Source organism: Nodosilinea sp. FACHB-131, from assembly GCF_014695395.1.
Taxonomy (GTDB): domain Bacteria; phylum Cyanobacteriota; class Cyanobacteriia; order Phormidesmidales; family Phormidesmidaceae; genus Nodosilinea.
In genome coordinates, this window is sequence record NZ_JACJOF010000043.1 from 1 (window position 1) to 22070 (window position 22070).

Consider the following 22070-nt stretch of genomic DNA (forward strand, 5'->3'; position numbering starts at 1 on the left):
CCGGCTGTCTCAGGTGAGACGTAGGCCGACCGCACGACCCAACACCCGGAAACCCTTATAAACTCGTGAATTTTACTGTACGAAATATTAATACTGTCTAGTAAAGCAAAGCAAACACACCCCGGATCCCATGAGCACCAACGGCCAGGCGAAGGTACTAACCCATGACGAAATTGCCCGGCTGTTTGGCGCGATGGACTCTTCCCGAGACAAAGCCCTGTTCGGCATCCTGCTCTACTGCGGACTGCGGGTGAGTGAGGCAATCTCACTGCGAACCGGCGACATCAAGGGCGACGTGCTGGTGCTTCCGGCCAAGGCGACGAAGGGCAAGCTGGCCACCCGGCAGATCGACATCCACCCCAGGCTGGCGGTTCTGTTGGCGGCCTATGACAACGGCGGGGCTGAGTACCTGTTCCCGGGTCGACATGGTCGCGGCCAGTTGGCGCGATCGTCAGCAGATTGGCTGCTCGACCAGGTGCTGGCCTATGCCGGGCTGGATGGGATTGGCATCAGTACCCACAGCTTCAGGCGCACGGCGCTAACCAACCTGAGCAATGCCGGGGTGCCCCTACGGGTGATTCAGGAGATCAGCGGTCACCGGAGCTTGGCCAGTTTGCAGCGGTATCTGGAGGTGAGCCCGGAGCAGAAGAAGAGGGCGATCAACGCTTTATCGTATTAATCGACACTCCTTGCTTAGGAGGATGTGATCGCACCTCAAGCCAGGGGCAAAACTGAGTTGAATCACAAAAAAGCCCCTAGCAGCATAGCCAGAGGCTTTATGGCGTGTTGTCATCGTTAGAATAATATATCCCGTCTGCGTCGTTAGCTTTTCAGGGGTTTTAGATTGGCATAGTTAAAGGCAGTGAATTTAGTCTTTTTTTAATTACAACCTAGCTCAGACGCCGCTTTAGTGTATTTAAGCTGTCCCAAAGAACTAGTGCTTTTAGCAGCAATTATGGTCAGTTCATTACTGCTATTCAAATCACGCCTAAGCTTTTGCCTGTCCTTACGTTCCGCATCAACATTTGCAGGTTCAATGAGGTTGTGGAAAACAGATGATTTACAGCTACTCCCAGATCCAATCAATGCCTTCTGCCCTTGCTGCGGATTCGCAAGTTCTCATCATTGCCCGACCTAATGCTTCATTTTTGTTGAAATATTCCCATGTGTTTATGGAGATGTCTGAAATTGGTGTCCCAGGCATTTCCTGATTTCGATAAAAATAAGGGACGGTAATAAACCGGTATGCTGCCCGGCCACAATCGACCTGGCTGGCCATTCCAATACTATCTTGATTGAGGATAGCTACAAATATACGAGTAACGAATAAATTATTGTCCGGCGTAATACTGTAAGAAAAATCCCAGCTCCCCATAATTAAAGATTCACTGTCTTCCGCCAATGATTCTGGAGACCGATCACTTTCCCCGACAGGAAGGGGATCAGGAGCGGGAGAAGTATAGGTGAATTGAGCATTTACTGAGGATAAACTTCCAAAAAATCCCACACTGGCTAAGGCCAAAAAGCAAATAGAAGAAATCTTTTTAAGCATTATTGATTCTTAGAATATCGGATAATTCCATATACGTTCAAGCTTGGGGTGTACAGGAAGGTCACATGTTTCTTAATTCCTACACTAAGTAGATGAAGCTATAACTTTTTCTATAAACCGTTTCAGGGCAGCGATACCTACCGCCATACTCACAAAAGTTGGCCAGCCCAAGGTACAACAGCTGAGTTTGCTTTAAGCACACTTTTGGGTTGGTTTTGGATAGGTCACCATCACTACGCTCCATACTTGGGGCGATCGCGGAGAGGCCATGCAGTACCTCAAGGGTTGGGTAAGATACAAGTCAGGACTCCTGCCTGCTGCCTGCCTATGGTGCCCTCGTCAATGTGGGCAGTAGCAGGGGTAAGCTATTTGGCGTAAATAGAATTTCACATCTGCCCGTGGCCAGCACTGGGGGCCTTGTTTTGCTCTGCTCTCAGTTGGAAGTAATGGAGTGGGCATGTGCGCCTCGGGGCCATTGTTTCCTAGGGGCAGTTATCCAAGTGATTAGCTGTGGTGTTTAGCGGAATGCTTCCCCAACGATATACATCGACTGCACATGCAGCGGGTACAGTTGCTCTTCAATGCTTTGGCCAAGCACTGCTGTCCTATCTCTTAATTGCTTTGTGGCGACAAGGTTATCAATGCGTTCCTCTCTCTCCTCCTCTGTTTCGTTGTCCAGCAACGGGTATTGGTCATAAATGACCTCAAGAGTTACGTTTGCGTCAAACAGCTCCTGATACTGAGCATTAGCCTGGGAAACATTTCTCCGGCTGGCTCCCAATATGCTTGTATAGCCAAGGTTTAAGCAGTTGCCGCCAGGCAAAATCATGAATGAGTGACCACAGCCATCCGCAGTCTGGGCATTGACGGGCATTACAAATACGAGAGTCGTAGATAGGAAGAAAAGGGGAGAGAGGAATTTTGTCAGCATGTGCTCGGTACTGAAATAACTTCTACCCCTTACGCCACGGTGTTCCGGCGGCCCGAACGATTTACAGAGCAATCATAATTAGATGAGTTTTTGTAGGCACGAGGTGTTGACCTTCTCCTTAGGTGCAGGCCCCGTTTCTATCCAGCAGGACGCAGACTGAACCGGACACCCACCAACTCTTGGCTAGCCCTTCACGAATGACCAGGTGGGGCTAACCAATTTGAGTTAACCGCCCCAGTGCTGTATGAGCCTAGCCCGCTTATCAGTAGTTGCGCCGGGAACTAGACAGGCTAGCTACGCGCGCCGGGAACTAGACAGGCTAGCTGCGCGCGCAGGCAACTATTCAAAACCGTTTTTGAGAATTTGCCCCAAAAAATCGCCAGAGGGCAGGGGGAAAAAGGGAAAAGGGCTACCTCGCGCCGCCGCACACCACCCGAAAACCAACGAGGTCGTTAGCGCGGTCGGGCGCGAGCCTGACACGGCCCGCCGACCGGCAGTACTCAGGATCGTCGTCCCAGGAACCGCCCCGCAGCACGCGGTTCTCTTCAGCATCATCATCATGGGCTAACCAGGCACTGCCGTCTGCAGGGGCTCCTTCATAGCCCTCATGCCACCAGTCTTGGCACCATTCAAAAACGTTGCCGTGCATGTCGTACAAGCCAAAGGTGTTGGCCACCTTAAAGCTACCCACATCCGTCGTCTCTTCCCGATACTCACCGTGGGGGCCATCGCCATAGGCTCCCGAGTAGATGTCACCTTCGTATTCCCGATCGGTGCCCCGGTAGTTAGCCAGGTCAGTAGTGATCGAGTCGCCAAAGTGGAACGGGGTGGTAGTGCCCGCTCGACAGGCATATTCCCATTCAGCCTCGCTGGGCAGGCGGTAGGGGCGACCCGTGGCTTTTGCTAAGCGACGGCAAAACTCAACCGTATCCAGCCAAGAAACCTGCTCTACCGGGCGATTCTCCCCCTTGAAGTTAGACGGCTCTGGCTTGAGTTCGCGCTCTACCTGCGGCATTGCAGCCACCACTCGCCACTGGGCCTGGGTGATGGGGTGCTTAGCCATAAAGAAGGGCTGAGCAATGGTTACAGAGTGCTGAAGGCCTTCATCCTTGTATCGACCTAGCTCATCTTCTGGAGAGCCCATCAGGAAGCTTCCAGGGGGAAGGTAGACCATATCCAGTGGCGTTTGCCCCGTCGATAGCTCCAGCTTGTCTTCGGTGAAAAACTGGGCGGTGCGCTCTCGATATTGAATGAGAGGCTCTGGTTTAGCCTTCGGAGGTGCTGCCATAGAAACCTAAGAAAAAGGGTGGGCTGAGCAACCGTTCAGCCGGGCTTACCAGGCTACTCAGCCCTGTTTTCTATTCGGATGCCGTCGCCAGCATCACCGGACCAGGTCTGGACTCCTCTTCGCACGCCCGGTAGATTCCCATCTGCCAGTTCTGGCCCAGAAGAGTACTCGCGCCGCCGCACACCACCCGAAAACCAACGTTGTTGTTAGTGTTGTCGGGCGCGTTCCTGTTACGGTTCGCCGACCGGCAGTTCTCAGGATTGTTGTTCCAGGAACCGCCCCGCAGTCGGGGTGCCTGCCCCGTCTTCACCATCTCGCAAAAACGAGATCGGCAAATAGCTGTTTGCGCAGTTGCCAGGTGTCGCCATGGCTCAGGTGAGCCAGCCAACTTTGCACAGACCTATCCAACGCCTGAAACCCAATCTTACCGCTGCCATAGTCAGCCTGGAGCTGTTTGAGCCTGCGTTTGCCTCGGCGCAGGTTTTCTCGCCGCACCCGAATCCGCACATCCTTGGGATGGGTTTCGCCCAGGGGTATGACTCGAAACCCCAGGAAGTTGGCACCGTGGCACGTTTCAAAGAGCTGGCTTTTAACCGGATGGATCCTCAAGCGTAGCCCCGCCAGATAGTCTTCTAAGGCCAATCGAGCATCGGCTAGAACCCCGTGGTCATCGCTGAAGAGGGCAAAGTCATCCACGTAGCGGAGGTACTTTTTAACCTTGAGCTGCTCTTTGACAAAGTGGTCAAAGCCGTTGAGATAGACATTGGCAAAAAACTGGCTGGTGAGATTGCCAATGGGCAACCCCCGCCGCCGCTCTAGCACCGTCAGCAGGTCGTCGCCGGGGAACAGCTCGTGGACGGGGATTTGCTCGTTGCTATGGTCAATGATGCAGTCGATCAGCCAGAGGGTTTCTGGGCATTTGATCTTGCGCCGCAGAATCTCTTTGAGAACGGCATGGTCGATGCTGGGGAAGTATTTTCGAATGTCGCACTGGAGCACGTAGGGAGTCGTGCGCATGAAGTCGATATACCGCCGCAAGGCCTGGTGGGTGCCATAGCCCGTGCGGTTAGCGTAGGAGTCGTCAATAAAGGTGCGATCGAAAATGGGTTGGATCACGTTGCAGAGAGCGTGATGCACTACCCGATCACGGTAAGGAGCCGCCGAAATTAGGCGACACTTCGGGTCGTAGATTTCAAAGGTTGTGTAGCCACGGGGTTTGTAGGTCTTTGCCAGCAGCTCGGCCTGGAGGGTCAGCAGTTCTGTTTCGCGGTGATAGTTGAACTGCAAGACGCTGGCCTGCATGCGCTTGCCCTTTTGGGCGTTGCGCGCCGCTAGCAGCAAATTCTCAAAGTGAACGATCTGGGGCCAGAGGTTGCCATGCCGCTTAACCATAGCTAGGCATTGGCGGCGGTCTTTTGCTGCTGCTGCCGCATCCAGCCGCCTAGCTCTTGGCCAATGCCGTCGATCAACTGGCTGATGTATTGGTACCGTTCCGCCGACATCAGCTCAAACTCAAACAGCAGTCGGGTTTGGTGACGCAGCAGATCGAGGCGACCATTGAGGGCTTTGAGCCGAGGCAGCTTGTCGCTGCTGTAGCGGGCCAGGATCAACCCCTCTAGCAAGTCATAGAGGCCGGTGATGATGCGGTCTCCCAGCAAAAACTTATGGTCGCGCGGCAGCTTGTTGAGAACGGGCACGTACCACTTCACCAGGTCATAGGTTTTTTGAACAATCGGCAAATCTCGTTTCATAGCCTTGAATCATAAAGAGCATTTGTACTACAGCCTACCAAAGGGCAAGAGGGGAAAAGGGAAAAGGGCTACCTCGCGCCGCCGCACACCACCCGAAAACCAACGAAGTTGAAAGTGTGGTCGGGCGCGTACCCGCTACGGAGCGCCGACCGGCAGTACTCAGGATCGTCGGCCCAGGAACCGCCCCGCAGTACGCGTTTCTCTTCAGCATCGTCCTCGTGGGCCAGCCAGGCACTACCATCTGTAGGGGATCCCTCATAGCTCTCATGCCACCAGTCCTGGCACCACTCCAAAACGTTTCCGTGCATGTCATACAGGCCAAAGGCGTTGGCTACACCAAAACGGCCCACGTCTGTCGTCTCTTCCCGATACTCCCCGTGGGGGCCATCGCCGTAGGCTCCTGAATAGGTCGTCTCTCCAATTTGCCAATCCGTTCCTCGATAGTTGGCTAAATCAGTTGTAATCGTCTCACCAAAATGGAATGGGGTAGTCGTGCTCGCCCGACAGGCGTATTCCCACCCGGCCTCGCTGGGCAAGCGATAGTCTCGCCCCGTGCGCTGGCTCAGCCGGGCGCAAAACTCCACCGCGTCGTACCAAGAGATCTGCTCTACCGGACGGTTATCGCCTTTGAATCTGGATGGGTCTGGCTCTAGCTCACGCTCCACCTGACGCATTGCCGCTACCGCCCGCCACTGGGCCTGGGTGATGGGGTACCTGGCCATAAAGAAGGGTTCAGCAAAAGTCACCCCATGTTGTGGCCTTTCGTCATTGGAACGGCCTTCCTCATCCTCAGGAGCCCCCATGATGAAAGAACCTGCTGGAATATAAGCCATCGCTAGCTCAACTCCGCCGCTCAGAGTTTCGACATACTGCCAGGCTCGTCGGGTAGTGCGTTGAATGGTCAATCCTGTTTCGCCTGTCTGCCTACTCCACTGGGTCAAAACATCACGGGCATTTCTTTTAGTAATGCTTTCGCCCAATGCTGCTGATAGCATCTGCCAGAGCTGAGCCGCCTGCCGCTTGAGTGAGGCTCTATCATTGGCGATACTGTAAGCTATTTCGTCATAGCTCTGCCCTTCCCAGGTACCTCGCAAAATAGTTCTTTGCACCGACTTCAATCGTTGAGGGGGGCTTTGGCTACCCAGCAAGTGCTCTAATTCCGTCAGGATTGTCTCAACATCGTCTATGTATGCCTCTACAGAGAGACGGGGTCCAATCGAGGCTGTTTCAAACTCGACCAGCTCTGGCCGCACCCCCTCACCCAAAGCCTCAATGAACTGCTGCCCAACCGCCACATCACGCTCTAGTAGTGCATTGGGATCGCTTTCAAAGACCAGGGTGGCTTCCCTAAAGGTATAGGTTTGCAGCAGCGGGAATAGGTCATCGGGGTCGGGGGTGGGCAGCGGCGGAGTAACCTTGGGCGTAGCCCCCAACTGCTCAGCAAACTCGGCATACTCGCCCCCCATGCGCTGCAATGTGGGGATAGCAATTTCAGCAAAGGGCACCACCAGATCCTGCGCTGAGGGGTCACCCTGAAAATCAAACCGCAGCAGGGCTTCAAAGCTTCTAGTATTCAACCCTAGCCGCTCTGAGATGTACCGCGACACGACATCTAGCACCGACTCGGTCTTCGTTCTAGAGAGGGCATCGGCCAAAAGGGTTCGCACCCCCGGAGCAAAGTCATACTCCAGGGCTGTGCCATCTCCTTCCGCAGCTTCCACCTCACGGGCCTCCATCAGCCCGCCCATGTAGACCTCCGCCACATGCACCGGCTCTGCCCCCCGCAGCAACGTCTGCCGAATCAAATCAACAATCGGCGGACTTACCGGAGCCGCAGACATCAGCTCTGCCAGCCGCTGGGCCATCAGCGATGCCGTGGTTCTAAAGCGCTGTACCCGCTCTTCTGCGGAGGGCACAGCTGGAGGGCTGTCCTGGGTAAGTTGCGACACAGCCACAAACTGTACCCCCAGGGCTTGGCTGCCGCCCGCCCCGGCCACCACCCTGGCCCACTGCTTGATAGGCTCGGCCTCTAGGGTCACAATGGGCACCGTTACCCCCTGGGTGGGCTGAGCTTCAGTTAAAGCCAGCAGCTCCTGGAGCAGGGGCACCCGAGGCCGAGCGGCGAGCTTAGCACTGACGGTACCAGGCTCTAGGGCACTTAACCGCATGGAGGTGCCCTGAGCCAGCGCACTCTGAGACCAGAGCCGTTCAGGCAACAGCTGCACTACAGCCATAGGGGCCTGGTGGCCACTTTTTTCTAACCACCGCACCATTGAGCCGTTGTACCAGGCCTCAGAGGTGCAATCACTCACCAGTAGAATCAACCGTCGTCCGGCAGCATCCCACAGGTGCTGAGCCCGGCGGGGTATTTGACCCTGGGCTGGGCGCTGCCAGTGGGGAAAGAGCTGGGGTTTGCCCTCGGCCTGGGTTTCGAGCCGCCAGGTGGTAACCCGCCGAAAGGCCCCCTGCCGCTCTAGCAGGGTTTGAACCTCACCGATGGTCTCGTGCCACAGGGGTAACGAGGGCATGGCTTCGACCACCAGGGCCACCTCTAACCAGCGCTCTGGCACCGGCTTTAGCACCGGAAACCAGACCTGCTGGTCGGCAATTTGGTCGAGGGTGGCGGCTTCGTCAAACTCTAGCTGGCCGGGGGAGGGCACCTGGCGGCGCAGGGGCCGCAGGGCACGGGCCAGGTCTAAGCGAATGCGCAGGGCCGGAGCTGCGGGGGCCTTGATGGCAATGCCTGATTTAGAGGAGCTGCCACCCCTGCCCTGGCTCTGGCGGGTGGGCAGCGATATCTGGGCGAGCCCAGACTCGTCGTCGGTATCGTCGTCAATAAACTCTTCTCGGATATCGATTTGGGTGCCGCTGCGACCCGAGTCTCTCTGTTGTTTGAGTGCTATTCCAGAGAGGTCACCCATGTGCCCGGCCAGCCACAGGGCATCAGCCACATCTTCAGCACCAAAGTCTACCCCCACCTCCTTGAGCAGGGTGGCCAGGCCATCAATGTCTGCAACCCTGGGCTTACCGGGCCTCATGCATCCTCAGTACTAGAGAGATATTTCAACAAAGACTCGACCAGTTTATCTTTGGTCTTGTTCTCGGGCACTCGCTCACGAGTGACGAAGTAGATGGCATTGAGCAGCTGATCGGTAGACAGGTCGCCATCTTTGCTGCGATCGCAGAACTGCTGAATCAGCTTACTGGCCTCAGCTACCTTGGCTCCACTATTTAGGTCGTCTTGCAGGTGGGCTTCAACAATGCGCTTGAGGCGATCGGGTTTGGGTTCACCCATATTCAGTCGCAGGCAGCGTCGCAAAAAAGCGGGCGGAAAGTCGCGCTCACCGTTGCTGGTCATCACCACAAAAGGAAAGGCTCCACAGCGAAAGCGCCCCGTCTCCGTTTCTACCCACTGCAATTCATCGGCTTCAGTATAGGCCGTGCGAATGCGGACGGGCTGCTTAGCCTGTTTAATCTCCTCCGCCAGCCGCACCACCTCAGGAATCTCAAATTCTCCATCTTCAAACAGATGGAGCAGGTCGTTGGGCAGATCGATATCACTCTTGTCGATCTCATCGATGAGCAACACTCGGGGGCGCTTAGCATGATCCGTCGGCAACAGCGCCGTTCCCAAGGGGCCAAGGGTAATGTAGCTGCCAATGTCTTTCTCTTTTTGCAACTGGGCATCGCGCAGACGGGCGATCGCATCGTAGCCGTAGAGGCCATCTTTGCGGGTGGTGCGGGTGGTAATCGGCCAGTAGAGCACTTCCCCCAGGTTGAGCTCGTAGGCCACAGCGTAGGCCAGGGAGGTTTTGCCCGTCCCCGGTTTCCCCGTTATCAGTAGGGGACGGCGCAGATACAGGGCCGCATTGACCATGTCGATCTCATCGTCGGTAGCCTGAAAGGTCGCTCCCCGCTGCCGTTTCTTCAGGTTGGCGACGGTCTCGTGGGCCGCTAGTTTAGTGCCAAAGGGTCGCCAACTGGGCGGGTCGGGCAGCCGGTCTACCACGTAGTCTTTGTTTTCGTGGGGAGTGTGAGTTCCCTGAAAAATTCGCCAGTCGGGGTTGGTCATGGCTGGGGCATAGCAAGGGACAGATGAGTGCTGGGCGGAACCAGGTTAGGGTCATCCAGCAGGAAAGAGAGATGATGACCAATGTGGGCATCTTCAGCCATAGCCAGGGCAGCAGAACGGCATTGCTTGATGGCTTCGGGCAACGTAGAGATTTTACAGTTGAGCAACCCGTCTAGATCGGTCGCGGCAGCAACCGTGGCGGCGAACTGGTCAGAGCGCAGCCACAGGGCGGCGGGGGTACCGGTGGCGATCAGCGTGGCGAACAGCTTTGGATACTGGCTCTCGTCATAAACAGTCGAGAGCTTGAGGCCAACCGTATTCGGTGAATTCAGCTTGGCTCTGAGTGGACCCGGAGCCACTCCATCCCCTGGCACAAAGGCTGTACAGAGATCGCTGCTCCTCAGAGACTCAAGCTGCTTCCACTTGTCTTGCCAGGGCTCTCGAAACCGTTTGAGAATGTCAGGGTTGAGCCGTTCGGTGATACGAACTGCACAGCAAAAGCGTTCACCAATGCGAATCTCGTCTAGCAGCGCCAGTACCTCATTGCTAGAACAATCCATCAGCGGCCAGCGATCGCAGTCCTGATGGAGCCAGGCCATAGGCAAGATCAGATGCAGCATTAACCGCTGAGGCGCTTTATCCAACACCTCATCTAAGCAGGCCTGCACCAGGGCCGGTAGGGTGGCCAGAGTGACCTTTTCGTGAAAGGGATCTTGGCCAGGGGCCTGCACCGGTTCACCGCCCATGCCAGTGCTAATGGTGTACTGGCTGGCATCTCGCACAAACAGGGCTGAGACAGATCGAGCATCAGTTGATTCATCCTTAACGTAGATCAGCAGGTGAGAGGGGGCGTCGTTGGCCTGGGCTACCTGGTGCTGATCCAACAAACGCTGGGCCTCATCCAGTAGGGGTTGGGCATCCTCCACTCGCTGCTGCACCCAATTCCGCAAGCTTTCCCTTAGGTCGGCATCGAGGGTTAAGTCGGGCAGACTCAGCAACCCTACAAATTGAGCTATTGCCTCAAAGGGGCGATCGCCCCGCTTCACATCCTGAAGGCTAGCTAGTTTGCCTACCAAGCTCTCAGGCATCTCCCACCCTTGAGGACAGCAGAGTCGATAGGCAAGCTTAATCGCATCGGCAAAGGCATCTGAAGCATCGGTCAGCAGAGCCAACAACCCCAAACTCTCCAATTCACGACGCACTGCCAACAGTTGCCGACCAGGAACCATGAAGCCAATTTTGGCCTGGGGCTGATCCTTCTCACGGGCCACCACCATGCCCACCACTGATCCAGAGCCTTCATCCCAAACGGGAGTACCGCTAAACCCAGGTAAAATCGCGACCCCCTCGGCCTTAGTATCTTCCATCTGCACTAAGCCATTGGGTAACTCTTCTAGTAGCTGGCCGTAGGAGCCAATTCCCTTGCCATGGCCCTTTGGAAACCCCAGAACCTGGTAGGGGTTACGGAATTCATAGCTACTTACGACTCTGGCCGGACACACCCCTTCAGGTAGCGACTCTAGAACTCGTAAGCCGGCAATGTCCTCGTCAGGCGTGTCTTCCCCCTTGTCATAGCGATAGAGCAGCACTTTAGCAGTGAGCTTCTGGCTCAAAGACACGAAGGGGAAGTTGATTCTTACCGTCCGACCCAGGGCTGATTCCTCTGACTGAAGAGCCAGGGCATCGCGGATGACGTGGGCACAGGTGAGTAGATAGCCGCCCTCCACCCAAAAGCCAGCCCCAACTACCGTATTACCTTTGTAGATGCGGGCGATCGCGGTCTTGCCTGGTGTATTAGGCTTGACGCTGGAGTCAGCCATACCAGTTAATTAGCCCCTTTACCGGTCCACTTGAGAGTAACTTCAAAATTTACTTTGCCACCTACGGTGGAAATGATAACGCCAGACTCTACGCTCAGATCCAGACCAAACTTGACTTCCACCTCGTCGGCCACACCCGTCCTCAGGCTCGACATCACCGAGGTTGCAATCGCAGACGCCTTGCTCAGGGCAGATTTGATGCTCTGTTCGCTCTTATAAAGCGTTTCATCCAAGATTGAAACTTCTTCTACAGCACTGCTATCTAAGGGCCTAGGCACCTCAACCCGGACAGCGGTACCGTCATCCAAGAGAAACTCAGCTAACACTCTGTCTTCGTTCATGCTGTTCTGCCTGTCCACCTAGTTGCAATATTGCTACTTTTACAGCACTCCAAGCCGGAAATGGGGAATTCCGGAAACCTATGATTCCCTCTTCATGAGAAAAGAAGCCCTCATCCCTGAAGGGCTAAGCCATGGACCGATGGCAAACCCAAGGATAGTTGCCCCGCGCCGCAACCCATCAACGACAACATGGGCATTTCAGCGATTTCTAATCCATGAAAACTCGTTGGGTTTGGCAACTGGCACATAGGACTGTAGTCCCGATTTAGGCCAAAACTTTGGTCTACTGGCACACAGGTATTTTTACTCAGCCTCTCGACCGCCTTTTAGACTGAGCTTGAGACAGGTTTCAAGGTGCCATCGGGTGATGGTGGCCACGTAGCGCTCGCGCTGTTGCCATGAAGGATAGGGTATCGGTTGCCAGTAGTGAATGGGCCACGCCTTATACTGATGTTCTACGCCTAACGCTCAACAGCAAAACAGAATATAGTAAACGACTGCTTCAGTAAGCTTTGTAAATCATATAAAACAGATTATAAGGTATCTATAAAACGACAAAGTTGTTCAATCTATTGGCCCATGCTAAAAATACTAAAAGAGCTTGAGTTGATGATTTCAAGAAAGTTAACCAATTTCCTTCAGACAATCACGATCGCTGAAATTCCTGCACCTCAAGGGTTTCAGCGATTTTTGACGGGTTGCTGATTGTGCAACTATTCAACCCTCTAAAATCCTTGTTTGACAAGTGATTTTATTTTAGAAAATTATGTGCTGGACTAAAATTGGACTTACAATTAGTTCATGTATACTATTAGCTCCAAACATTGCTTCTATGGCTTATTTTGCAGATCTCTTACTAACTAGTGATATATGCTTGACGGGCTCAGCAATCTCCAGCACTGCGATCGCCTAACCAAGCGCTATCAGAGTAACTTAACCAGAGTAGAAGAGCATACAAGGCTGCCCAACAATACGGCTAATTTAGTTGTAATGCAAAGTTAAGACTTAAGCGCTCTTTGGTAAAAACTGGGGAGTGCTCCCTTTTATTCCTGGGTTAGCCATTGCGTTTGATGTTGGAAGCAATCGACCCCGCGAGTAGTTCATCTCAGAGTGGCAGTTGGTTAGCGGTGGTACGGATTAATCGGGTTAACAGCGTTAACTCAGCCAAGGGCTGATATTCAGCGGTTTGGCATTCTCAAAAAGAAGGATCTGTTCTCAATAAGCATGCCTGTTTTTGCGTAGATTCGCCGAAACCCTTGCTATCTCAATAAACTAGACTTGCTGAAATCACAAAAAGAGCAAGTCAAGATCTGCAGGACTAGTTTGGATCCAATTCTAAGGTGAGCCGGTGCCGAAGCAAAATCGCCACGACCAGGCGGAAATTTGGTCGGCAGATCAGTTTGAGCAGGTGATGGAGGAACTGAGCCCGAAGATGCGATCGCTCTTCTCCATTTGCTACTACACCGGTTGCCGGGTCAGTGAGGCGAGGCAGCTGCGGGTGGAGGATGTGGTGGGCAATACGCTGGTGCTGCGTAAGGCGACGACGAAAACAAAGCGCACCCGGGCGGTGCCAATTCATCCGAAGCTGAGGGCGGTGTTGCAGGAGGCGGAGTTACCGAGCCGAGGGTACCTGTTTCCGGGACGGAGTGGGGAACAGCCGATTACGCGGCAAGCCTGCGATTTGGCGCTGCGGAAGGCGTGCGATCGCCTGGGTCTGCGCGGCTACAGCACCCACAGCAACCGGCGCACCTGGGCAACTCGGTTGGATAAGGCGGGGGTACGGCTGAAGGCAATCCAAGATCTAGGTGGCTGGTCGTCGATGGCGGCGCTGCAGCGGTACCTCGATGTGTCGGAGGAGGAGAAGGTGGAGGCGATCGCGCAGCTGTAATAACCACAGTCTTCAGAGCTCCAATGCACTACCCTACGGATAGAAGGCATCGAGTTGCTCTTTGAACCAGGCTAATAATCGGGGGCTCAAGCGAATAGAAGTTTTGCTGAACGTCTCTACGGTCTGTGCTGAATCTTGCCTTGTTAGGCAGTGTACCTGAGGATTTGGCAAGGTGAACGATCCGCACGTTGAGTGGCTAAACTACGAATTTCGGGTAGATACAAGCCAAGTACAATTTGACAACCCACCACCTTTGGAAAGCGATTACGATGCTTTTCGCCTCCATCTGGAGGCGGACACCCTTACCGTCGAGTTGAAGCAGCACTTCGCTACGGTGGAGTCCGCACGGCAAGTTGTCGAGCCATTTTTGAAAGACTGGATGATCTATTCAGCCATTGAAATGGATCGGGATGCCATCGAATTTTGCTTCAATAAGGCCAATATCATCGACAGAAGCCCTTCACCACAGGTAGCCGATCACATCGCTTGTCAAATTGGAATAATGCTAGGACCAATTTCGATGCAGGCAACTGGGATTTGCCTCCCTCCTACCCGACAAGTGTACCCTCAGCCACCGACGAGGTTTAAGGCAAGTCTTGACGTCGGTACAATGTGGCAGCGTTATCAAAACCACATTGAGGGGAAAGAAAGCTATCAGTCTCTTGGGTATTTTTGCCTTAGCCTTATGCAGTGGAGTACAGGAGCTGATAAAGGTGCCAGGGGGGAAGCGTCAAGGGTCTACAAGATTGATCGGAAAGTCTTGGATAAGCTTGGCGAACTGACCTCAGAGAGGGGCACCCCACTCGACGCCCGGAAACTCGAATCGCGTTCGACACTAGTCCCTCTGTCAGACTCCGAGAAGCAGTGGATTCGGGCAACTGTTAAAGTACTGATTCGAAGAAAAGGTGAGTACGACTTCGAACCCTCCTCTGCATCGGCGTTGGAGGAAGTAACAATGGATGGTTTGCCTTCTCTATGAGAATTTTTACTCTGTCGTGTAACCTCGCGCTGCAGCGGACCCAACCTGCTAGCGCGTTTATCGGTTATTCGAATGGTTTCCTTCATCGGGCCGGGCCGCGTTGTTGAACTGAATGAAAATTTACACAAAAAGAGCAGTGTAATTACATTCATTACTCTCAGGCGATGCTCTTTGTTAAGAGGAAAGACCGGTGCACGAATATCTGTTTAATAAGTTATGAGCAAATATACTCTGTGCCAGTAGAGCTGCAAAATGGACTTGATTTGGCCTGTTCTGCTCTGTGACAGTTGTCTCAAAGCCTGATCTTGCTGTTCTATCTAGAAGTCGCAGTCAAAGCTCTCGACTGGCTTAGATGCCTTATGCAGAGACGGTTTGCAATGATACTCAGTTGTGGAGTGGTTGCGGCGCGGGACAACTATCCTAGGGCTCAAAGTTATTTCACTGGGTGTCTCTCTTTGCAACCGACTCATGGTTCTGCCTATCCTAAATCGACCCTGGGGCTGCTGGCGGTAATGGTTTAACCCTGATGGACTAGGACAGAGAAGTTAGGGCCGAATGACCCTGGTCTATCGTGACACTGGCCCTCGCCCACGGCTCGCTGCGGATGATGACCCCAGGAGGCTATAGGAATCGCTCAGGAACTAGCTTGATGATTTCTCTGCCAATGCGCTGGTAGACAGGGATCCATTCGGAGAAGATCTTAGCGTAGCCGCTAGCACCGGGTTTAAGCCGTTCGTCTGGGTTGTCGATGACCACGCGCACGATGGCGACTTGCCGTTGTTTGGTAGCGTCAGGCTGCAGGTCGTCGTAGCTAATCTTCTCGACAGTAGCCTGGTAGGGGTCAAGTTTGGCTTGGCGGGCTCGGAAGCTGACGGAGGCACCGACTTCAAAGAAGCTCAGGTCTTCTTCTTTAACTTCGACATTGCCGGTGAGGGTCTGGATGTCGGCGATGCGCATCAGTACGTCACTGGGGTTAACTTCTTCGCCGATGCGCAGGTCAAGGTTGTCGCTGAGGATGGTACCAGGACGGGTAGCGCTGAGGGTGAGGTCAGCTTCTAGGTGGGCAAGTTCCTCTAGCTGCTGATGCAGGGTGTTGATCTTGTCTTGGTAGGTTGCAATCAGTAGGGTAGAGTCCGCGACGGTGGCTGCGGCAGTTCGGGTAGCGGTTTGGGCAGCGGCTAGGCCAGAGTCATCTTGGGCCTGATCTCCCAGTCGTTGTTGGGCGACGCGGATTTCACTTTGGCTAGCGGCATGGGCACTTTGGGCTTCTCGGTACTGGCGTTGGGTGGTCATCATCTCTTGTTCTGAGACGGCACCGGCCTGGTGCAGCGTTTGGAATCGCTCCATTTCAACTCGGCTGTCTTCGACTTGTCCAGCGAGCTGCTGGCTGCGCACCATCAGGGTTTGCACTTCGGGAGGCAGGGTACCCTGTTCCATTTGGGCTACCCGGGATTGACTGCGGGCAGCTCGGCTTTGGGCAGCGGCAGCGGCAGCTTCGGTTTCTAGCAAGCGTGCCTGGGCCTGGAGTTGGCTTTGCTGGGCTTCGGCGAGTTCCCGTTGGGCTTCAGCGAGTTCGCGAGTTAGTTCTTGCTGTTGACGCTCTAGGTCGTAGCTGTGGAGGCGTACTAGGGGTTGACCTGGAGTAACGGTTTCACCAGGAGTGACAAGCAAGTCTTGGATGGTGGCAGTGATGGGGGAGCGCACGGGCTGGCGTTCTCCTTCTGGCCATTCCAGGATGACCTGTCCGCCGACGTTGTAGGGGGTGGGGATGAATCCAGCCAAACCCAGACAAGCCAGGGCTAGACCAACCTTGAGCCAAGGGCGGCGGTGAGGTTGGTCTTCAGCTTGGGGTTGAGGGTTTGAAAGTGGTGGTTGAGGGGGGGCAACAGGGGCAGCGGTAGATCGAACTGGTGTTTCGCGGCTATTGGGAGGGGTCTGGGGTGGGGGAACAACGCGGAGGGGAGATTGTTCTGCAGGTGAGTTGGGATTGGTAGATGCACTCATAGGGAATAGGGAATGGGTAGACAGATGCGGGTAACAAACTGGGGTCAGGTTTTGGGTTGAGGGTCAGGTAGCAGCAGGTAGTAAATCAGCCACAGGCTCAGGAGCAGTAGGCCCAGGGCGGGGATATGGGTTAAGACCCAGTCCCCTAGCCACAGAGCTAGGCGGCTGAAGACCAGCAGCAGGTAGAGAAAACTTAGGGGGGCATAGGCCAACAGCAGCCAGTAGTCGCTGCCGGACTCTGGACTGGATTTGCGTTGTAGCAGACTGGCGTAGAGAGCGAAGGAGCGGGCTCTCAAGTTGTTGATGCCGCTGGCGGCGGAAACTAAGTGGTAGCCATCAAATTTCGCCATGGGGTTGAGGTTGAGCAGGACAGTAAACAGGGAAGCACCAATTAGCAGGAAGCTAGCGGTGTGAAACCAGGAGCTGGGGGAGCTTAAATTCCATAGCCAGAAAGCCAGAGCACCAATGATGATTTGGCATAGTATTCCTGCACCAATCACCAGGGCAGCCTGGTGGCGGTAGCGCAGGCTGTAGGAGTCGCTGGTTTCTGTGTAGGCGGCAGGAATTAGGCACATGAACAGCAGGCCCATCTCCGCAACGCGACCGCCATAGTGTTTCAGGGTGAAGGCGTGGGCCAGTTCGTGGACGGAGATAACCGCCATGGCCAGGACACCGAAGGGCAGCAGCAGACTCCAGCTGTAAGCGGCTATCAGAGACTGGGCGTAGGTCACGATGTAGGGCTGTTGAGCCAGTGCTTGCACTAGGGTGAAACTCAGAAACCCGCACAGCAGCCAGAAGGTCGGACGTTGCCAGATCCAGCGCAATTTATCGACGTGGCGTTCTAGCCAGGCATCAGGATTGAGCAGGGCACGTTTGAAGTACAACAGCTGTAGCGGATTGAATTTCTTTTTTGGAGGAGCGGGCGGGTCGATGCCCTGGAGCATGGACTTTAGGGCTAAGAAGCTGACAAGTTGCCGGATCTCGCTGGGGCTACGCTGATGGCGGTGAGCCAGTTGGGCAGCGGATTGCTGGTCTAGCTGTTCGATGATGGCTTTATCGGCAGGGCTAATCTGCAGGTGGGTGACAGTCTCGGGGTTGCGCAGAATCCAGTAGCCGTCGCTGTGCCCAATCCATTCCACGGCGGGCCGCAGTTGTAGGCAGGATGAGGTCGCAGGCTGTTTAGCGGCAGCTTGGGCTGACCCTATGTCCTCAACTGGTGCGAGAACGCCTGTCTGCATCAGCTGTTGCAACAGCCTAACTACTAGGTTAGGCGGGCAGGCTGGTCCAAAATGGCGCTGGCACCGCTGCTGCACCTGGCCCACGCTGTAGCGGTTGGTGAAGTGCAGCAGGGCATACCCGGCTATATCACTAACCCACAGGTGGATTTGACCATCACTTGATTTAAGGCTGTAGCCGTCGCTAGACCGGTGTTCGTAAAGACACCAATGGGGACGTAGGTCTGGACAGATCCACGTCTGGCTGTTTTCCCAGATTTCGCTCATCTGCCTTTAGTAGCGTTATTTATTCGGTTTATCGGGAGCTTATCCGTAAGGTTCCCAGTTTTCTCAAGGATTTTTATCATTCCCTAAGCTTTTTCTATGTTTCTTCATCGATTTCTGATGTCGGAAGGGCATGTGTGAAATTTTACGTGTAAATACGTAGATTGTATTGCAAATAAAACTCAGTACGAATTAGGGTACGGAGAACTTGTTGACCTCAATGCAGCTGCCCCCCTGTTCTGAGTGGTCTGACACTTACGCCTGTTGCAGGCGTTGGCTGGCTGGTTTTGCCGCCTGTTTAAGTGAGCTACCGTCTTTATCCTTCAGTCAGGGTGATTTGCCATGTCACTGTTCTTTCTCGGTTTCTCCCATCGCCGTCGTCAGAAGCCCCAGGGGTTTGCCCAGAAGCAGCACCAGACGCTGTTCTTAGAGCCCAGGCTGACACCTAGTGGAGTTGTGGATATGGAGGGGGAGACGCCGGATGTGGCGGATCTCCATATCCCGGGTTGGGGTGATGAGGCGGAAGAGTTTGACTCAGAATTTGACGCCAGCGATGCGGAGGCCGATGAGGTCGAGGCTGGAGTCGATGAAAAAGTTGCGGCAACGGCTGATTTAGAGGGTGACCTAGAGGGGAGTGATGCGGCCCTGGTCACGTTCTTAGAAGAGGATTTTCTGTTAGAGGAAGAGCTGGAGGAGATTGACCCTGAGGCTTATCTAGCTAATTTGGATGGCCCAATTCAGTTTGAGTCGGGGGTCTTCACGGTTGGGGAAACGGGGGAGGTCAGCATTGACTTCTTGTTTGATGGCGGCGGCTATCAGGGTGAGTTGGCCATTTTCAGCTTGGAGGGCATGGAAGAGTTTGACCCTGGCTCTGAGGCGTTTATTCAGGAGGCGGCCCGGCGGGCACTGAGTGAGTCGGAGTTAGGCCACATTGTTATTTCTGACCGTCTGGAGGGGGCCCGCTTTGACGGCCCGACGCCGGGTGAGTCCGGTAATTGGAACTCCGGCGACTACCAAGGGGTGAAGACGTTCCAGATGAGACCGGGCGATCGCTTTGGCGTCATGCTAGTGCCCAATGGTCGCGTCGAGGCGGTAGCCGATAATCCTGGTGTGGGTGGTGCTAGCACTCCGCTGTTCTCGCTGGCGACCGCAAACCCAGATGATATGTTCGCAACCGGGCAAATTGCTGATGCAACTGGCGGAGGCAAAGTGTTTGTATTCGAAGATTTAAGGGTGGACCAAGGCAGTGATCGTGACTACAACGACCTTATTTTCCAAGTAACAGGAGCCTATGCAGAAACCGTGCTTCTGGATGACGTATTGGATGCTGAGGTTGATTGGCGCGACACAGACATGGGGCATCAAATTCTTGCCTATGCTGATGCCTCTCTGGAATTCAACGAGGCAGCTGAGAATCAACCGCTGATCGGCATTATTGACACTGGCTTTAACGGCAGCAATCCAGATATTGACTATTCACGAGTCATTTTAGGCCGTGACCTTGTGCATGGGGATGGCAATCCGCTTTTCCAAGATAGTGAAGGCAATGAGCATGGGACTCACATCCTAGGAATTATCGGTGCAACACGGGATAACGGCATTGGGATCGATGGCATCAACGACGATGCCCCGATTTGGTTAGGACGTGCTGTTGGCTCCGGTCGATGGGCAGAATCACTGATTGAGTTTGTCGATGCTGCCAAGGAATCCGGACAGCCAAACGCCGTTGTCAACCTGAGCTTTGATCTAACTCAAATAGATTCAGATGGAAATGTAACTACTCGCTATGAGTTTACTCCTGGAGAACGTCAGGCTCTTGAGTATGCGAGACAGAATAGAGTCTTAGTAATTGCATCATCTGGAAATAATGCTGGTGTTATGTCTGTGCTAGGACAGGCGTCTCAAGAGTTTGACAATATCATTACTGTTGGTTCATCAGATTATTCCGGAGATCGTGCAGAGTACGCTAGCTATGGTAACGGACTGGATTTAGTGTCCTTTGGTGGTACATCTAAAGAACCAGTCACTTCATTAATAGATAGCGGAGCCGATTTAGAGCTTTTAAGGGAAAGCGATTTTCCTCTAAGCCCAGATAAGTTAAATCAGGAAGAGCAAGAGTTCTATTATGTAGCGAAAGACTCTGTTGAAAGACTTCGAGACGATCTTGATATCAAAGAGTATTTACGAGAATTCCAAGCAGCAATTTCATTAGAACTGGAAGACCTGAGCAATGATTCAGAAGCTCTGAATACAGATCTAATACAGAATTTGAGGAATATTCAGAGTCTTTTTAAGTCCATGGAAGCAGCATGGATTGATCTGGAAAATATAGAAATCACAGACACACCTGATTCGATCATTCCTGGCAGCGTTAGAGATTTTCTAAATTCAGTAGACGAATATCTCGCCGATGAACTTGATAGGACTGCTCAAATTTCTGACTCTCCAAATGAGGAGATCACAGATTGGCTTCTAGCAGCACGGGAATACTTTGGCGCTCTTAAAGAAATTGATACAGGTTCTGAAATTGATAACAATTTGAGTTTAGAAGATGACTTCGGATTAGAGATCCCTGTGGATTTTGGTGTTGGTGGAATGGCAGGAACATCCGTTGCCACCGCCAAAGTAACAGGTGCTGCCTCTCAAGTCTGGGCTGCAAATCCTGATCTAAGCTATCTGCAAGTTAAAGAGATTTTGAAACGAACAGCCGTTGATCTAAACACTCCAGGGTGGGATTCAGAAACGGGAGCAGGACTTGTCAACTTAGCAGCAGCAGTTAGCCTTGCGAAAGCAACTAGTCCTCAATCTCATACACCACCTCCCTTAAATATACCGACGTCTTGGGATGGGGAAGGCAAAGTTACTCCTTTTGAGCGTCCAGCTTCCTTGTTCTCAGGACAAATTGAGCGCGTCGGAGATGTTGCTGTTACTGGATGGCTTAGAGTTCGCTCAGGGCCAGGGCTAAACTTCGCTGAGGTAACGAAAATACCAGCTGGATCAGAGTTGATATTTAATGATCAAGCTCTTGGAGGGTGGGTTCATGACTTCAATAATTATGGCAGCAGCAGGCTTTGGTATCGTCTTGCAAACGGAATAGGGTGGATGTCTGCTTTGTACATACGGAATCTTGGTTCTAATAACCAACCTCAAATTCCTAGTGGGTTTCAAGTTGATAGTCAGTTTGCAGAAGCTTTTCAAACGTATCAAGGGATCCTTGGAAATCCCACCTCAGCACGATATAGCTTGGGTAATGGTGTATTCCGGCAAAATTTTGAGAAGGGTTACATCGATTGGAATGGTGTCGCTTCAACTGTATATCAACGAGGGGGAGAGACAGTAGGGAGTACTGGGCGAGCGCTTGCTGTTCCGCGAAGATTTGTTTTACATCCTCGCTATCCAATGAGAAATTGGAGGCGCTCAACAGTTGCAGGAATTTTCGATACTAAAGGTCGTTCCCCCAGGAATTGGGTCGTTAGGTTAGATCGGCCACATGGAAGGGTTAATTACCCACACATCAATCTCAACCCAAAATTTACTGGAAGGCCAGATCCTCATATAAAAGTATCTCCTAGATTAGTAAGGATAGCTCGTCCACTCTCAAGAGGAGCTGCACTTATTAGTAGGGTAGCTTTACCAGTAGGTATAGGGCTGAGTGTATGGAATATTGGTTCAGCACTTCGGCAGGATAATTGGCGATTAGGTCGGAATAGTAAAGATGCAATTGGTGAAGAAGCCGGTGGATGGGCTGGTGCTGCTGGTGGGGCATGGGCTGGAGCTAAAATTGGAGCAGGAATTGGATTTATGGTTGGAGGACCTGCTGGAGCAGTTGTTGGAGGACTTGTTGGAGGACTTGTTGGAGCTGTTGCAGGAAGTTTCGCAGGAAGCTGGGCGGGCAGAAGTTTGGCTTCACGTTTTTGGCGCTAGTCGTTCTATTGCTGGGCCATA

The 22070-nt window shown here is 53.4% G+C and carries 16 protein-coding genes; 4 read left to right on the forward strand and 12 right to left on the reverse strand.

Features of this window, described 5'->3' with window-relative positions:
• The first annotated feature begins 130 nt into the window (after nt 1-130).
• Entirely contained in the window at nt 131-679 is a 549-nt protein-coding gene (locus H6F75_RS27175) for a tyrosine-type recombinase/integrase (RefSeq protein WP_190756443.1), read from the forward strand.
• A 387-nt stretch (nt 680-1066) separates the two neighbouring features.
• Here H6F75_RS27175 and H6F75_RS27180 read toward each other — a convergent pair whose 3' ends face one another.
• The 10 genes from H6F75_RS27180 to H6F75_RS27225 form a co-directional block, all read right to left on the reverse strand.
• Complete coding sequence (locus H6F75_RS27180; RefSeq protein WP_190756445.1) at nt 1067-1552, reverse strand: hypothetical protein; 486 nt, start codon at nt 1550-1552, stop codon at nt 1067-1069.
• 517 nt (nt 1553-2069) lie between these two features.
• Nucleotides 2070-2426 (reverse strand): hypothetical protein, encoded by a 357-nt coding sequence (locus H6F75_RS27185; protein ID WP_190756447.1) that lies wholly within the window; start codon nt 2424-2426, stop codon nt 2070-2072.
• Between the two features lie 466 nt (nt 2427-2892).
• On the reverse strand, nt 2893-3771 hold the full coding sequence (locus tag H6F75_RS27190) for a formylglycine-generating enzyme family protein (protein WP_190756449.1): 879 nt from the start codon (nt 3769-3771) through the stop codon (nt 2893-2895).
• Nucleotides 3772-3841: 70 nt separating this feature from the next.
• Complete coding sequence (locus H6F75_RS29115) at nt 3842-4084, reverse strand: SUMF1/EgtB/PvdO family nonheme iron enzyme (RefSeq protein ID WP_190756452.1); 243 nt, start codon at nt 4082-4084, stop codon at nt 3842-3844.
• Nucleotides 4078-5163 carry a reverse transcriptase domain-containing protein gene (locus H6F75_RS27200; RefSeq protein WP_190756454.1) on the reverse strand — a complete coding sequence of 362 codons (1086 nt, stop codon included), beginning with the start codon at nt 5161-5163 and terminating at the stop codon, nt 4078-4080. The genes H6F75_RS29115 and H6F75_RS27200 overlap by 7 nt, the downstream gene beginning before the upstream one ends.
• 2 nt (nt 5164-5165) lie before the next feature.
• Nucleotides 5166-5522 (reverse strand): diversity-generating retroelement protein Avd, encoded by a 357-nt coding sequence (gene avd / locus H6F75_RS27205; protein ID WP_190756456.1) that lies wholly within the window; start codon nt 5520-5522, stop codon nt 5166-5168.
• Nucleotides 5523-5590: 68 nt separating this feature from the next.
• Nucleotides 5591-8560, reverse strand: coding sequence for a formylglycine-generating enzyme family protein (locus tag H6F75_RS29120; protein ID WP_347710720.1), 2970 nt, complete (start codon nt 8558-8560; stop codon nt 5591-5593).
• Entirely contained in the window at nt 8557-9594 is a 1038-nt protein-coding gene (locus H6F75_RS27215; protein ID WP_190756458.1) for a MoxR family ATPase, read from the reverse strand. Before H6F75_RS27215 ends, H6F75_RS29120 begins: the two co-directional genes overlap by 4 nt.
• Nucleotides 9591-11414, reverse strand: a complete 1824-nt coding sequence (locus H6F75_RS27220) for a trypsin-like peptidase domain-containing protein (RefSeq protein ID WP_190756460.1) — start codon at nt 11412-11414, stop codon at nt 9591-9593. Before H6F75_RS27220 ends, H6F75_RS27215 begins: the two co-directional genes overlap by 4 nt.
• A gap of 5 nt (nt 11415-11419) precedes the next feature.
• A complete protein-coding gene (locus H6F75_RS27225; protein WP_190756462.1) occupies nt 11420-11755 on the reverse strand; it encodes a CU044_2847 family protein in 336 nt (111 codons plus the stop codon).
• Between the two features lie 1348 nt (nt 11756-13103).
• Between H6F75_RS27225 and H6F75_RS27230 the strand changes: the two genes are divergently transcribed.
• Nucleotides 13104-13643, forward strand: a complete 540-nt coding sequence (locus H6F75_RS27230) for a tyrosine-type recombinase/integrase (protein WP_190756464.1) — start codon at nt 13104-13106, stop codon at nt 13641-13643.
• A 172-nt stretch (nt 13644-13815) separates the two neighbouring features.
• Nucleotides 13816-14622, forward strand: a complete 807-nt coding sequence (locus tag H6F75_RS27235) for a hypothetical protein (protein WP_190756466.1) — start codon at nt 13816-13818, stop codon at nt 14620-14622.
• A gap of 621 nt (nt 14623-15243) precedes the next feature.
• Here H6F75_RS27235 and H6F75_RS27240 read toward each other — a convergent pair.
• Nucleotides 15244-16626 (reverse strand): efflux RND transporter periplasmic adaptor subunit, encoded by a 1383-nt coding sequence (locus H6F75_RS27240; RefSeq protein ID WP_190756471.1) that lies wholly within the window; start codon nt 16624-16626, stop codon nt 15244-15246.
• 44 nt (nt 16627-16670) lie between these two features.
• Entirely contained in the window at nt 16671-18128 is a 1458-nt protein-coding gene (locus H6F75_RS27245) for a hypothetical protein (RefSeq protein WP_190756473.1), read from the reverse strand.
• A 339-nt stretch (nt 18129-18467) separates the two neighbouring features.
• On the opposite strand from H6F75_RS27245, the gene H6F75_RS27870 reads away from it, so the two are divergent.
• A complete protein-coding gene (locus tag H6F75_RS27870; RefSeq protein WP_199304162.1) occupies nt 18468-22049 on the forward strand; it encodes a S8 family serine peptidase in 3582 nt (1193 codons plus the stop codon).
• The last annotated feature ends 21 nt before the right edge of the window (nt 22050-22070 follow it).